At 59.1% G+C, this 13,308-nt stretch carries 13 protein-coding genes; 8 read left to right on the top strand and 5 right to left on the bottom strand.

What is annotated here, in order from left to right; all coding sequences use genetic code 11:
- Positions 1–187: 187 nt before the first annotated feature.
- Positions 188–1,273, top strand: a complete 1,086-nt coding sequence (gene glnL, locus AF70_RS10750) for a nitrogen regulation protein NR(II) (RefSeq protein ID WP_018929201.1) — start codon at positions 188–190, stop codon at positions 1,271–1,273.
- Positions 1,270–2,706: a nitrogen regulation protein NR(I) gene (gene ntrC, locus AF70_RS10745; protein WP_018929202.1), complete on the top strand. Its 1,437-nt coding sequence runs from the start codon at positions 1,270–1,272 to the stop codon at positions 2,704–2,706. The genes glnL and ntrC overlap by 4 nt, the downstream gene beginning before the upstream one ends.
- A 549-nt stretch (positions 2,707–3,255) precedes the next feature.
- Here ntrC and AF70_RS10740 read toward each other — a convergent pair.
- Positions 3,256–3,696, bottom strand: coding sequence for a hypothetical protein (locus AF70_RS10740; RefSeq protein ID WP_018929203.1), 441 nt, complete (start codon positions 3,694–3,696; stop codon positions 3,256–3,258).
- Between AF70_RS10740 and trmL the strand changes: the two genes are divergently transcribed.
- On the top strand, positions 3,695–4,150 hold the full coding sequence (gene trmL, locus AF70_RS10735; RefSeq protein WP_007939438.1) for a tRNA (uridine(34)/cytosine(34)/5-carboxymethylaminomethyluridine(34)-2'-O)-methyltransferase TrmL: 456 nt from the start codon (positions 3,695–3,697) through the stop codon (positions 4,148–4,150). The genes AF70_RS10740 and trmL overlap by 2 nt on opposite strands.
- Before the next feature lie 86 nt (positions 4,151–4,236).
- On the opposite strand, the gene secB is transcribed toward trmL, so the two are convergent.
- From secB to AF70_RS10720, 3 genes are read right to left on the bottom strand one after another with little or no spacing between them, the layout of a single operon-like run.
- Positions 4,237–4,722: a protein-export chaperone SecB gene (gene secB / locus AF70_RS10730; protein ID WP_007939439.1), complete on the bottom strand. Its 486-nt coding sequence runs from the start codon at positions 4,720–4,722 to the stop codon at positions 4,237–4,239.
- A 56-nt stretch (positions 4,723–4,778) separates the two neighbouring features.
- Entirely contained in the window at positions 4,779–5,033 is a 255-nt protein-coding gene (gene grxC / locus AF70_RS10725) for a glutaredoxin 3 (RefSeq protein WP_007939440.1), read from the bottom strand.
- 1 nt (position 5,034) lies between these two features.
- On the bottom strand, positions 5,035–5,448 hold the full coding sequence (locus tag AF70_RS10720; RefSeq protein ID WP_018929205.1) for a rhodanese-like domain-containing protein: 414 nt from the start codon (positions 5,446–5,448) through the stop codon (positions 5,035–5,037).
- 153 nt (positions 5,449–5,601) lie between these two features.
- Between AF70_RS10720 and gpmI the strand changes: the two genes are divergently transcribed.
- The 4 genes from gpmI to AF70_RS10700 all read left to right on the top strand — a co-directional run bounded on the left by gpmI (position 5,602) and on the right by AF70_RS10700 (position 10,731).
- Positions 5,602–7,131, top strand: a complete 1,530-nt coding sequence (gene gpmI, locus AF70_RS10715; RefSeq protein ID WP_019581806.1) for a 2,3-bisphosphoglycerate-independent phosphoglycerate mutase — start codon at positions 5,602–5,604, stop codon at positions 7,129–7,131.
- A gap of 169 nt (positions 7,132–7,300) precedes the next feature.
- A complete protein-coding gene (locus tag AF70_RS10710; RefSeq protein WP_019581805.1) occupies positions 7,301–8,593 on the top strand; it encodes a murein hydrolase activator EnvC in 1,293 nt (430 codons plus the stop codon).
- 34 nt (positions 8,594–8,627) lie between these two features.
- Positions 8,628–9,947 (top strand): S41 family peptidase, encoded by a 1,320-nt coding sequence (locus AF70_RS10705; protein WP_028939599.1) that lies wholly within the window; start codon positions 8,628–8,630, stop codon positions 9,945–9,947.
- A gap of 1 nt (position 9,948) precedes the next feature.
- The gene (locus AF70_RS10700) at positions 9,949–10,731 is read left to right on the top strand and encodes a divergent polysaccharide deacetylase family protein (protein ID WP_028939598.1); all 783 of its coding nucleotides are present in this window, start codon (positions 9,949–9,951) and stop codon (positions 10,729–10,731) included.
- 54 nt (positions 10,732–10,785) lie between these two features.
- On the opposite strand, the gene AF70_RS10695 is transcribed toward AF70_RS10700, so the two are convergent.
- On the bottom strand, positions 10,786–11,541 hold the full coding sequence (locus AF70_RS10695; protein ID WP_019581802.1) for an ABC transporter substrate-binding protein: 756 nt from the start codon (positions 11,539–11,541) through the stop codon (positions 10,786–10,788).
- A gap of 213 nt (positions 11,542–11,754) precedes the next feature.
- Here AF70_RS10695 and AF70_RS10690 point away from each other — a divergent pair, with 213 nt between their 5' ends.
- Positions 11,755–13,284, top strand: a complete 1,530-nt coding sequence (locus AF70_RS10690) for a serine protease (protein ID WP_028939597.1) — start codon at positions 11,755–11,757, stop codon at positions 13,282–13,284.
- Positions 13,285–13,308: the final 24 nt, after the last annotated feature.

Below are 13,308 nucleotides of genomic sequence, written 5' to 3'. Positions count from 1 at the left end.
CTCCAAATGAACGACGAATAACGACGGATTGCGTCTCGTGGGGCTTTGCCCTTCGGGTTGGCGCTGTGATCGCGCCATGCTGCGTTGTAGGACTTGAAAAGGGAACGCCATTCTCTGCGTCCTACGCCTTGCCTGGCGCGATCACAGCGCCAACGCGATTCGCCATTTACGGTGAGCACGCCCTACTATGACCATTAGCGACGCACTACACCGCTTGCTACTCGACAACCTCACCACCGCCACCATCCTGCTCGACGCCGAACTGCGCCTCGAGTACATGAACCCGGCGGCGGAAATGCTCCTGGCCATCAGCGGCCAGCGTAGCCATGGGCAGTTCATCAGTGAGTTGTTCACCGAATCCACCGAAGCGCTGAACTCCCTGCGCCAGGCAGTCGAGCAGGCACACCCGTTCACCAAGCGCGAAGCGATGCTCACCGCCCTCACCGGCCAGACCTTGACCGTCGACTACGCCGTGACGCCAATCCTGAGCAATGGCGACACGATGCTGCTGCTGGAGGTTCATCCTCGCGACCGCCTCCTGCGGATCACCAAGGAAGAGGCACAACTGTCGAAGCAGGAAACCAGCAAAATGCTGGTGCGTGGCCTCGCCCACGAGATCAAGAACCCTCTCGGCGGCATTCGTGGCGCGGCTCAGTTGCTCGCCCGTGAGTTGCCGGAAGAAAGCCTGCGCGATTACACCAACGTCATCATTGAAGAGGCCGATCGCCTGCGCAATCTGGTGGATCGCATGCTCGGCTCTAACAAGCTGCCGTCGCTGGCCATGTGCAACGTCCACGAAGTGCTCGAGCGTGTGTGTCAGTTGGTGGAGGCCGAAAGTCAGGGCTGCATCACTTTGGTGCGCGACTACGACCCAAGCATTCCGGATGTCCTGATCGATCGCGAACAGATGATTCAAGCCGTGCTGAACATCGTGCGCAACGCGATGCAGGCCATCAGCAGCCAGAACGAGCTGCGCCTTGGCCGCATCAGCTTGCGTACCCGCGCCATGCGCCAGTTCACCATCGGCCACGTGCGCCATCGCCTGGTGACCAAGATCGAAATCATCGACAACGGCCCGGGGATCCCCGCCGAGCTGCAGGAAACCATCTTCTTCCCCATGGTCAGCGGCCGCCCGGACGGTACCGGGCTGGGCCTGGCCATTACCCAGAACATCATCAGCCAGCACCAGGGCTTGATCGAATGTGACAGCCATCCAGGCCACACCACGTTCTCGATCTTTCTGCCACTGGAACAAGGAGCCACATCGACATGAGCCGTAGTGAAACCGTGTGGATCGTCGATGACGACCGTTCTATCCGTTGGGTCCTGGAAAAAGCCTTGCAACAGGAAGGCATGACCACCCAAAGCTTCGACAGCGCCGATGGCGTGATGAGCCGCCTGGCGCGCCAGCAGCCGGACGTGATCATCTCCGACATTCGCATGCCGGGTGCCAGCGGCCTGGACCTTCTGGCGCGGATTCGCGAACAACACCCACGGCTGCCAGTCATCATCATGACTGCCCACTCCGACCTGGACAGCGCTGTCGCGTCCTATCAGGGTGGCGCGTTCGAATACCTGCCCAAGCCGTTCGACGTCGACGAAGCCGTTTCCCTGGTCAAGCGCGCCAATCAACACGCTCAGGAACAGCAAGGCCTGGAAGTCGTCCCGACGCTGACCCGCACCCCGGAAATCATCGGCGAAGCGCCGGCGATGCAAGAAGTGTTTCGCGCCATCGGGCGCTTGAGCCACTCCAACATCACCGTGCTGATCAACGGCGAATCCGGCACCGGTAAAGAGCTGGTGGCCCACGCCCTGCACCGTCACAGCCCACGGGCGGCCTCGCCGTTCATTGCGCTGAACATGGCGGCGATCCCCAAGGATCTGATGGAGTCCGAACTGTTCGGCCACGAAAAAGGCGCGTTCACCGGCGCAGCCAACCTGCGTCGCGGGCGCTTCGAACAGGCCGACGGCGGCACGCTGTTCCTCGATGAAATCGGCGACATGCCGGCGGACACCCAGACTCGTTTGCTGCGCGTACTGGCGGACGGCGAGTTTTACCGCGTCGGCGGTCATGTGCCGGTGAAGGTCGATGTACGCATCATCGCCGCGACTCACCAGAATCTGGAAACCCTGGTGCACGCCGGAAAATTCCGTGAGGACTTGTTCCACCGCCTCAACGTGATCCGCATCCACATTCCACGGCTGTCGGACCGTCGCGAAGACATCCCGACCCTGGCCAAGCACTTCCTCAGCCGCGCCGCGCAAGAACTGGCGGTGGAACCGAAACTGCTGAAAAGCGAAACCGAGGAATACCTGAAAAACCTGCCATGGCCAGGCAACGTGCGTCAGCTGGAGAACACCTGCCGCTGGATCACCGTGATGGCTTCAGGTCGCGAAGTGCACATCAGCGACCTGCCGCCGGAGCTGCTGAGCCTGCCGCAGGATTCAGCACCGGTGACCAATTGGGAGCAGGCGCTGCGCCAGTGGGCCGACCAGGCTTTGGCACGTGGCCAATCGAGCCTGCTCGACAGCGCCGTACCGGCCTTCGAGCGGATCATGATCGAAACCGCCCTCAAACACACCGCCGGCCGCCGCCGCGACGCCGCCGTGCTGCTGGGCTGGGGACGTAATACCTTGACGCGCAAGATCAAGGAATTGGGGATGAAGGTAGATGGTGGGGATGATGATGAAGGGGATGAGGGTTAACTAGCCGCCAGCTCCTCACTGAGTACCGGATCCAATCGCGGGCAAGTCCGCTCCCACAGGAATTTCGATGGTTTCACCGGCGCGTGAACACCATTGAACCTTGTGGGAGCGGGCTTGCCCGCGATGCTTTTGGGGCCACCGTGCACCGCAGCAATGCACCGTGAACCGCAATCGCGCACAACAACCCGTCCCAAATCCCGTGCTCACCTGCAGAAAAAACCATACCGAAAAAACACAAAAGCCCCGGAATACGGGGCTTTCAGCACTACTCAGCGACTTTTCGTTTCAACATATTAAAAACTGGCACGCCCCCTGCAATAGTCCAATCAGTGATTCGATTCACTACCCAGTTTCGGGGACCTTGGTACAGGCAGGCCGGGGATTCCCCTCTTTATACCGGGCTCATACCGCAACAGCGACGAGCCCACCCGTTTTGGGGTCCTTGGTACAGGCAGGCCGGGGATTCCCTCTTTACACCGGGCTCACGACGCATGCGCGAGCCCTCCCGTTTTGGGAACCTTGGTACAGGCAGGCCGGGGATTCCCTCTTTTATTGCTCTCGGAGATGGATCTCCAGCCGCCAGCGGTCATCGACCTTGCTACCGGCCCAGTCGCCTTGCAGGGGCCGGGCCGCCACCACCGTCAGCAACAATCCCCCATCACTCAATCGCGTTCGCCAGTTCACGTCTTTACCGTTGAGCTTGAGCTGACCTTTCTGTGCACGGCCTTCAGCCTCGAACAATAGCGCGACACTGCCGTCGACCAATTCGCCGTGGGTTTTGGGTTCGTTGTTGAACCACACCACCAGCCCATCATTGGTCACCTCGACCTGCTGCAAAACGCTGGGGTCAGGCGCAGTCAGACGACCGATCATCAGGCCCACCATCACTCCGACAATCGCCAGTGAACCCATCACCCGCAGGAATAGTTTCGAACGGGGATCGGCTTGCGGCGTAGAATGCTGCTCATCTTTACCTTCGGAGCCGTGCATGTTTCACGTCATCCTTTTCCAACCAGAAATTCCGCCGAATACCGGCAACGTTATCAGGCTGTGCGCCAACAGTGGCTGCCACCTGCATTTGATCGAACCGCTGGGCTTCGAGATGGACGACAAGCGCCTGCGCCGGGCGGGCCTCGATTACCATGAGTATGCCACCCTGCAACGCCACGCAGACCTCGCCAGCTGTCTGGAAAGCCTCGGCCACCCTCGGCTGTTCGCCTTTACCACCAAAGGTTCGCGACCGTTCCATGATGCCAGCTTCGCCGAGGGCGATGCCTTCCTGTTCGGCCCGGAAAGCCGTGGCTTGCCAGCCGAAGTGCTCGACGCCCTGCCCGGCGAACAACGCCTGCGCCTGCCCATGCGCGAAGGCTGTCGCAGCCTGAACCTGTCCAACACCGTGGCCATCGCGGTGTACGAAGCCTGGCGTCAGCTCGGGTTCAAGTAACCGCACGATCCGACGACAGGTTTCGTTTGCTCCATGAAAAAAGCGCCTTTGAAGGCGCTTTTTTCATGGAGCAAATGAAGCTTCTTTTACTGGACGGTCGGAGTTTCGCCAGCCGCCTGCATGCGTTGCAGCTCTTGTGCGTACAGCGCGTCGAAGTTCACCGGGGCCAGCATCAGGGCCGGGAACGAACCGCGGGTCACCAGGCTGTCCAGGGTTTCGCGAGCGTACGGGAACAGGATGTTCGGGCAGAACGCGCCCAGGGTGTGGCTCATCGAAGCCGCGTCCAGGTTCTTGATCAGGAAGATCCCGGCCTGTTGCACTTCAGCGATGAACGCTACTTCTTCACCGTTTTTCACGGTGACCGACAGGGTCAGTACGACTTCGTGGAAGTCGCCTTCCAGCGCCTTCTGACGGGTGTTCAGATCCAGACCGACGCTCGGTTCCCACTGCTGGCGAAAGATTGCCGGGCTTTTCGGGGCTTCGAAGGACAAGTCACGTACGTAGATGCGCTGCAAGGAGAATTGCGGTGCGTTTTCTTCTTCGCTAGCTGCAGTGTTCTGTTGGTCAGTCATCTCAGATCCTTTCTGATCTCGGGTCTTATAGGGTTAGCTATTTCTAAGTAACGCAGTCAGGCCTTGAGCATGGCGTCGAGCTTGCCGGCGCGCTCCAGGGCAAACAAATCATCACAGCCGCCAACGTGGGTGCTGCCGATCCAGATCTGCGGCACGGACGTACGCCCGGCCTTCTGAGCCATCGCGGCACGCACCTGCGGCTTGCCATCGACCTTGATCTCTTCGAAGGCCACGCCTTTGTTCTCGAGCAGGTACTTGGCTCGCGAGCAATAAGGGCAGTAATCGCTGGAATAGACGACGACGTTGTTCATATCACTTCACCAGTGGCAGATTGTCGGCTTTCCAGCTGGAAATACCGCCAGACAGCTTGGCAGCGGTGAAACCGGCTTTCACCAGTTCACGGGCATGAGTACCGGCGGTCTGGCCCATGGCGTCGACCAGGATAATGGTCTTGGCCTTGTGCTTTTCCAGTTCGCCGACGCGAGCGGTCAGCTTGTCCTGAGGAATGTTCAACGCGCCAACGATGTGACCGGCGGCGAAATCCTTGGTCGGACGAATGTCGACCACTACGCCTGCGTCCTTGTTGACCAGCCCGGTCAGTTCACCGGTGCTCAGGCTGCGGCCGCCGCCTTGCATCTGATAGGCCAATAGCAGGGCCGCCAGTACAACGAAGATACCCACGAGAATGTAGTGGTTGGTGGCGAATTGAATCAGGTGATCAACCATCGAAGGAGGTTCCAGGGCGTTAAAATGTCGGCCAGTATACACAGCCACTATGGTGGGCCAAACCCCGTCCGGCGGTGACGGCGCCGGAACTTAGCTTTAAACTCCTACTCCCTTTTCCATCGCCCTCTTTTAATTCAGCCACGAGTGGAATCCATGACTACCACGCCTAAACCTTTGGTCCTGATTATTCTCGACGGCTTCGGTCACAGTGAGAGCCCTGAATCCAACGCCATCTATGCGGCGAAGAAGCCCGTACTGGACCGTCTGTGGGCCACCGTGCCGAATGGCCTGATCTCGGGCAGCGGCATGGACGTCGGCTTGCCGGACGGCCAGATGGGCAACTCTGAAGTTGGCCACATGAACCTCGGCGCCGGCCGGGTGGTGTATCAGGACTTCACTCGCGTGACCAAAGCGATCCGCGATGGCGAGTTCTTCGAGAACCCGACCATCTGCGCCGCGGTGGATAAAGCCGTCGCTGCCGGCAAAGCCGTGCACTTCATGGGGCTGCTGTCCGATGGCGGCGTTCACAGCCACCAGGACCACCTGGTCGCCATGGCTGAGCTGGCCTTCAAGCGCGGCGCCGAAAAAATCTACCTGCACGCCTTCCTCGACGGCCGCGACACGCCGCCGAAAAGCGCCCAGTCGTCGATCGAGTTGCTGGACGCAACCTTCCAGGCCCTCGGCAAAGGCCGGATCGCCAGCATCATTGGCCGTTATTACGCCATGGACCGCGACAACCGTTGGGATCGCGTGTCCCAGGCCTACAACCTGATTGTCGATGGCGCCAGCGAATTCAACGCCGCCACCGCTCAGGAAGGCCTGCAAGCCGCGTACGAACGTGGTGAGAGCGACGAATTCGTCAAAGCCACCAGCATCGGTGAGCCGGTGAAGGTCGAAGATGGCGACGCCGTGGTCTTCATGAACTTCCGCGCCGACCGTGCCCGCGAACTGACCCGCGTGTTCGTCGAAGACGATTTCAAGGAATTCGAACGTGCTCGCCAGCCAAAACTGGCCGGTTTCGTCATGCTGACCCAATACGCCGCCAGCATCCCCGCGCCATCGGCTTTCGCTGCGGGCAGCCTGGAAAACGTACTGGGCGATTACCTGGCGAAAAACGGCAAGACACAGCTGCGCATTGCCGAAACCGAGAAGTATGCCCACGTGACCTTCTTCTTCTCCGGCGGTCGCGAAGAACCGTTCCCGGGCGAAGAACGCATCCTGATCCCGTCGCCGAAAGTCGCCACCTATGACTTGCAGCCCGAGATGAGTGCCCCGGAAGTCACCGACCGCATCGTCGATGCCATTGAAAACCAGCGTTACGACGTGATCGTGGTCAACTACGCCAACGGCGACATGGTCGGTCACAGTGGTGTATTCGAGGCGGCGGTGAAAGCTGTGGAATGCCTGGACACCTGCGTCGGCCGTATCGTCACGGCGCTGGAAAAAGTCGGCGGCGAAGCCCTGATTACCGCCGACCATGGCAATGTCGAGCAAATGTCCGACGCCTCCACCGGCCAGGCCCACACCGCCCACACCACCGAGCCGGTGCCGTTCATCTATGTCGGCAAGCGTGACTTGAAGGTTCGCGAAGGCGGCGTGCTGGCCGACGTGGCACCGACCATGCTGAAGTTGCTGGGGCTTGAGAAGCCTGTGGAAATGACCGGAACTTCGATTCTGGTGTAATCGCGCCGCTCAAACGCCGCCAAACCCTGTGGGAGCAGGCTTACTCGCTCCCACATTGGTTTTGCGGTGTTTTTCTGTCCAGTTATCACACAGCCCCAATTGGGCATTTTTTTTGCTGCGCTTGGCGGGCATACTAGGCCCGTCCCTTTCCCTGGTGTCGCCCGCCTCTATGCTTCGCGTCCTGATAGCCCTCGCTCTGACATGCCTGCTCCAACCGGCCTTTGCCGACGAGCGTACGCAAACCCAACAACAGTTGGACGCCACGCGTCAGGACATTGCCGAGCTGAAAAAACTGCTGGGCAAGCTCCAGGAAGAAAAGTCCGGGGTGCAGAAAGACCTCAAAGGCACCGAAACCGAGATGGGCAAGCTCGAGAAGCAGGTCGAGGCGCTGCAAAAAGAGCTGAAGAAAAGCGAATCCGAGCTGCAGCGACTCGACGCCGAGAAAAAAAAACTCCAGAGCGCGCGCGTTGAACAGCAACGACTGATCGCCATCCAGGCCCGTGCGGCCTATCAGAATGGCCGCCAGGAGTACCTGAAACTGCTGCTCAACCAGCAGAACCCGGAAAAATTCGCCCGCACCCTCACCTATTACGACTACCTGAGCCAGGCCCGCCTGGAGCAGCTGAAGAATTTCAACGAAACCCTGCGCCAACTGGCCAATGTCGAAAAAGACATCTCCATGCAGCAAGCGCAATTGCTGGTGCAGAAAAGCAGCCTCGACAGCCAGCGCGACGAACTCGACAAAGTCCGCAAAGAGCGCCAGCAAGTTCTGGCCAAGCTCAATGACGACGTGAAGGCTCGAGACCAGAAACTGGCCGCCCGCGAGCAGGATCAGGCAGACCTGTCTAAAGTCCTTAAAACCATTGAAGAAACCCTGGCTCGTCAGGCCCGAGAGGCAGAAGAAGCGCGGCAAAAAGCGCTGATCGCCCAGCAGGAAGCCGAAAAAAAGCGGTTACGTGAGGCTCAGGCTGAAGCAGACGCCAGCGACGCCCCACGCAAACCCGCCAAATCGACGCCCGGTGCCCTGGTTTCAAGTTCAGGCGAGACCTTCGGCGGTCCTTTTGCTTCGACTCGCGGCAAACTTCCATGGCCGGTTGATGGTCGACTGTTGGCACGCTTCGGTGAAACCCGTGGCGACGACGCCCGCACCAAGTGGGACGGTGTGATGATCAGCGCCTCCGCCGGCAGCCAGGTGCATGCCGTTCACGGCGGTCGCGTGGTGTTTGCCGACTGGCTGCGTGGGGCCGGGCTGCTGGTGATTCTCGACCACGGCAACGGTTTTTTGAGTCTTTACGGTCACAACCAGACGCTGCTCAAGTCTGCGGGTGACGTGGTAAAAGCCGGTGAGTCGATCTCCACTGTCGGTAACAGTGGCGGGCAGGACACACCAGCGCTGTATTTCGCTATTCGTCAGCAGGGTCACCCGAGTGACCCGGCGCAATGGTGCCGCGCGCAAGGATAGGCGTTGAGTCACCTACATTAGGAGTTCGTTCGACATGCTGCATTTGTCCCGCCTTACCTCGCTGGCTCTGACGATCGCCCTGGTGATCGGCGCGCCTCTGGCGTTTGCCGCTCAACCGGCCCCGGCGGTCGCGCCTGCCGGCACTGCTGCGACCACCAAGGCGCCATTGCCGCTGGACGAGTTGCGCACCTTTGCCGAAGTCATGGACCGGATCAAGGCAGCCTATGTAGAACCGGTTGACGACAAGACCCTGCTGGAAAACGCCATCAAAGGCATGCTCAGCAACCTCGACCCGCACTCCGCCTACCTGGGCCCGGAAGACTTCACTGAATTGCAGGAAAGCACCAGCGGCGAATTTGGCGGCCTGGGCATCGAAGTCGGCGCGGAAGACGGTTTCATCAAAGTGGTTTCGCCTATCGATGACACCCCGGCCTCCAAGGCTGGCATCCAGGCCGGCGACTTCATCGTCAAGATCAACGGCCAGCCGACTCGCGGCCAGAGCATGACCGAAGCCGTGGACAAGATGCGCGGCAAGATCGGCCAGAAGATCACCCTGACCCTGGTCCGCGACGGCGGCACTCCGTTCGACGTGACCCTGGTCCGCGCCACCATCCAGGTGAAAAGCGTCAAGAGCCAGCTGCTGGAATCCGGCTACGGCTACATCCGCATCACCCAGTTCCAGGTCAAGACCGGCGAAGAGGTCTCCAAGGCCTTGGCCAAGCTGCGCAAGGACAACGGCAAGAAGCTCAGCGGCATCGTCCTCGACCTGCGTAACAACCCGGGCGGCGTGCTGCAATCGGCGGTGGAAGTGGTCGACCACTTCATCACCAAGGGCCTGATCGTCTACACCAAGGGCCGCATCGCCAACTCTGAACTGCGCTTCTCCGCTACCGGCAAGGACGAAAGCGAAGCTGTGCCAATGGTCGTGCTGATCAACGGCGGCAGCGCCTCGGCCTCGGAAATTGTCGCCGGCGCCCTGCAGGATCAGAAACGTGCGGTGGTCATGGGCACCACCAGTTTCGGCAAAGGCTCGGTACAAACCGTGTTGCCGCTGAACAACGACCGCGCACTGAAAATCACCACGGCGCTGTACTACACGCCGAACGGCCGCTCGATTCAGGCTCAGGGCATCGTCCCGGACATCGAAGTGCGCAAGGCCAAGATCACCAACGAGCAGGACGGCGATTACTTCAAGGAAGCCGATCTGCAAGGTCACTTGGGCAATGGCAACGGCGGCGCCGACAAACCGACAGGTTCCGGCGGCAAAGCCAAGGCCATGCCGCAGGATGACGATTACCAGCTGGCCCAGGCCCTGAGCCTGCTCAAAGGACTGAGCATCACCCGCGGCCACTGAGATGCGCCTGCGGTTACTACTCGGTCTGCTGTGCAGTCTGGCGGGAGTTGTTCACGCAGCACCTGCCACGACAGCGACCACACCTCACAAGGCTTATCTGAGCCTGATCATCGATGACCTGGGGCAGAACCTGCCCCGGGATCGTCGCGTGCTGGCCCTGCCCGGCCCGGTCACCACGGCGATCATGCCCGATACACCCCACGCCACCGAGTTCGCCCGCGAAGCCCATCGCGCCGGCAAGACCGTCATTCTGCACATGCCCATGGACCCGGCCACCGGACCATTCGCCTGGCATCCCGAGTTGCCCATCGAAGAACTTGAAAAGCGCCTGAACGCCGCGTTCAACATGGTGCCCTATACCGCCGGCATCAATAACCACATGGGTAGCCGCATGACCGCACAGCAACCGGCCATGGCCTGGCTGATGGCGGACTTGCAGCGTCGGCACAAATTCTTCGTCGACAGCCGCACCAGTGCGCAAACCGTGGCCGCCGCCGAGGCGCAGAAGATTGGCTTGGCAAGTGTTTCGCGGGATGTGTTTCTGGATGACGAGCCCACCGAAGCGGCGATCTTCACGCAGCTACAGACAGCGATCAGCCTGGCGCGCAAGCAGGGTTCGGCGGTGATGATCGGGCATCCGTATCCGCAAACTCTGGCGGTGCTGGAGCGTGAGTTGCCCAAGCTCAAGGCACTGGGAATTGAGTGGATCGACATCAAATTGATGATCAGCGTGCGCGGCAATCGTGCGACGGCTGCTCATGGCAAGGATGGCGTCTACCGCTAACTTGCCGCACCACCCACAGTGATTTGCGTAAGGTACAAGGTTCGGTGTTGGGATTTAGAGATACCGCGCCATGATGTCGTCCACCACGCCTTCCTTGCGCAACTGATCCAGCGCAGCCTGCAGCTTGGCCACGGTCTCATCCGGTACGTCCTTGTTCAGCGCCAGGTACAGCTCGGCGCTGTTGAAGCGCAGTACGGTCTTGAGCCCGGTTACCCCGTCCAGCCGCGCCAGGTAACGTCCCGCCGGATCACCCGTAGCCCACAGATCGATCTGACCGTTAGCCAGCTTCTTCGCATTGTCCTGGTCGCGCAGCACCACAATCGGCTTCAGACCTTGCTTGGCCAATGTCTCGGCAATCGCATCGCCCTTGTAGGCACCAATCTTGTATTTACGCGCCTGATCCAGCGATTCCAGGGTGATCTTGCTATCAGCCTTGGCCAGCATGATCCAGTCGTCCGGGCCGATAGGGCCGACCCACTTGAAGAGTTTCTCGCGGTCCGGCAGCCGCGCCATTACGAACACGCCATAACCGGGCTTTTCCAGGGCGAGCTTGTAGATTCGCTCCCAAGGGAAACGCAGCGTCAGGCTGTAGGGGATGTCGGCACGCTTGAACATCTCGCGGACGATGTCCACGGCGATGCCATTGATATTCTCGTCCTGGGCGAAGTTCTTGCCGTTCTTCGCCATGTTGTACGGGGGAAAGTTTTCCGTCAGCAATACCAGGCCGGTGCCGGGACCTTCTTCGGCGCGAGCCCCGTTGATGAGCAACAGAGAAGCGCTGGCGAGGACAAGAAGAAGACGTTTAAGCATGTCGGGCTACCGGAATCCATGGCGTGCCCAAGAGTGCCTTGAGCCCGCCACGCTGTCTACTGGCCTTTTGATAACGGCCTTATATGCAACATTAAAATAATGGGTATCTCAGTCACTGTGGTAGATAGTTACCACCCTCCACCCAGCCTCACCTGATTAATTGCAAATACCCGGCCACAGGCCGTTTCTTCAATTAATCAGAGGCACCCTTCAATGAATTCGATCCCCATACTTCTTGCCAGTGCATTGTGCTCACTGTGCACACCCAGTTTTGCGAACAACAGCGATTATGGCGAAGGCCTGCAGAACCTGACCCCTTCCAAAATCCTTGAAAATACCGACGGTTCCCGCGACCACTGGCAAGGTATCGGGCGTCTGGCGATCAATCGCGGTAGCTGTACCGCGGCCCTTCTCGATACACGCGATGAAATCGAGTTGCCGGAAACCCCCGCTTACGTACTTACTGCGGGACACTGCATTGAATTGACCAATGGCAACATCGTGACCGACAGCCCGGTCAGCGGCACCATCACATTCAATTATTTCACCGACACCTCCAAGCTCAAGGCCTATCCGCTGAAGACGACGATATGGCGGAGCATGCAAGGCATTGATATGGCTATAGTTGAATTGGATGTCAGCCTTCAAAAGCTCATTGCGGATGGCATACAACCGTTGAAACTGGCGAGTGAGACACCCGCGAATGGCACCGATGTCTTGATCGTGGGGGCACCAAAAGGTTTCGACCAAATTACATTGCGCATGGCGGCTTGTACTTTGCAGCCCACCCAGGACCTTGTTGAAGGACCATGGGTGTGGCGGAACACCTTTATGACTCGCTGCAAGGACATTCGAGGCGGCAGCTCCGGAAGCCCCGTGCTGGATCGCTATTCAAACGAGATCGTAGGGGTAGTGGGAACAGGAAATTTCGAGGCGGATATTGTCCCATGCCGCGGTCATGCGCCCTGCACGCGCGTTGGAAATGACTATGTGGCGGTACACGAAAATGTGTATGGCAACCCCACGGCGCTTCTCAACGGGTGTTTCTCACAAGGCCGCATCGCTCCAAATCCGCCATCGTCCTGCCAACTCTACCCGGCTTTTACCGTTGACGGTGGCGCAGCCGAGCTGGACAGATACAAGAGAGTTAAACAGCTCAATAATGGTTCCATCGTCATCCCGACCTGGAACTATCGATTTTCGATCAGCACTCCCTTCTACCGTCATAAAACCGTTTCCTCCGCAATGAAATGCGAGGAAGCCGAAAATTACAGCGATCCAATAAGCTCAACAGATGCACAAATCAATTCTGAGATAGGTACGAAACCAGGATTCTATTTTCTATGCATTTTAGGTCTGGAATCAGCTGAACAGCACGCCTCAAGAGGCCTCTTGAAAAACGCGTTGTCTTTACCCGTAGAGATATTGGATAACACACCAACCGCGCAGGCCAACTTGTCCATTGAAAGCGACGTGTTTGTAACACTGGCGAAAGCAGAAGAGCCGTATCGGACCTACTCCATCAAGTTTGGTCCTGTAGAAACAACGGACTGTCATCAACCCGAAAAATACATTGAAAACATGACAATGGACTTCTTTATTCCGAGCGAGAAACTTCCGGGAAAGCTTTGCGTCATTGCCTACGACAAATCGGGACAGGCGTCCGAACCGAGGATCGACTTACTGAGCCCGGTGACTGGAACTCATAAGGCTGCGTCATCCAACGCTCAAGTTGCCCCATAACATCGGCCCGGAGCGTTTTCTCCG

This window comes from Pseudomonas sp. KD5 (genome assembly GCF_012932895.1).
Taxonomy (GTDB): domain Bacteria; phylum Pseudomonadota; class Gammaproteobacteria; order Pseudomonadales; family Pseudomonadaceae; genus Aquipseudomonas.
Note: the sequence above shows the minus strand (reverse complement) of the source record. Positions and strands in the feature narration are given on the sequence as shown.

What these genes read in the sequence shown, in the direction of transcription:
- glnL (WP_018929201.1), top strand. Translation starts at nt 188, where the DNA reads ATGACCATTAGCGACGCACTACACCGCTTGCTACTCGACAACCTCACC.
- ntrC (WP_018929202.1), top strand. Translation starts at nt 1,270, where the DNA reads ATGAGCCGTAGTGAAACCGTGTGGATCGTCGATGACGACCGTTCTATC.
- trmL (WP_007939438.1), top strand. Translation starts at nt 3,695, where the DNA reads ATGTTTCACGTCATCCTTTTCCAACCAGAAATTCCGCCGAATACCGGC.
- AF70_RS10740 (WP_018929203.1), bottom strand. Translation starts at nt 3,696, where the DNA reads ATGCACGGCTCCGAAGGTAAAGATGAGCAGCATTCTACGCCGCAAGCC.
- secB (WP_007939439.1), bottom strand. Translation starts at nt 4,722, where the DNA reads ATGACTGACCAACAGAACACTGCAGCTAGCGAAGAAGAAAACGCACCG.
- grxC (WP_007939440.1), bottom strand. Translation starts at nt 5,033, where the DNA reads ATGAACAACGTCGTCGTCTATTCCAGCGATTACTGCCCTTATTGCTCG.
- AF70_RS10720 (WP_018929205.1), bottom strand. Translation starts at nt 5,448, where the DNA reads ATGGTTGATCACCTGATTCAATTCGCCACCAACCACTACATTCTCGTG.
- gpmI (WP_019581806.1), top strand. Translation starts at nt 5,602, where the DNA reads ATGACTACCACGCCTAAACCTTTGGTCCTGATTATTCTCGACGGCTTC.
- AF70_RS10710 (WP_019581805.1), top strand. Translation starts at nt 7,301, where the DNA reads ATGCTTCGCGTCCTGATAGCCCTCGCTCTGACATGCCTGCTCCAACCG.
- AF70_RS10705 (WP_028939599.1), top strand. Translation starts at nt 8,628, where the DNA reads ATGCTGCATTTGTCCCGCCTTACCTCGCTGGCTCTGACGATCGCCCTG.
- AF70_RS10700 (WP_028939598.1), top strand. Translation starts at nt 9,949, where the DNA reads ATGCGCCTGCGGTTACTACTCGGTCTGCTGTGCAGTCTGGCGGGAGTT.
- AF70_RS10695 (WP_019581802.1), bottom strand. Translation starts at nt 11,541, where the DNA reads ATGCTTAAACGTCTTCTTCTTGTCCTCGCCAGCGCTTCTCTGTTGCTC.
- AF70_RS10690 (WP_028939597.1), top strand. Translation starts at nt 11,755, where the DNA reads ATGAATTCGATCCCCATACTTCTTGCCAGTGCATTGTGCTCACTGTGC.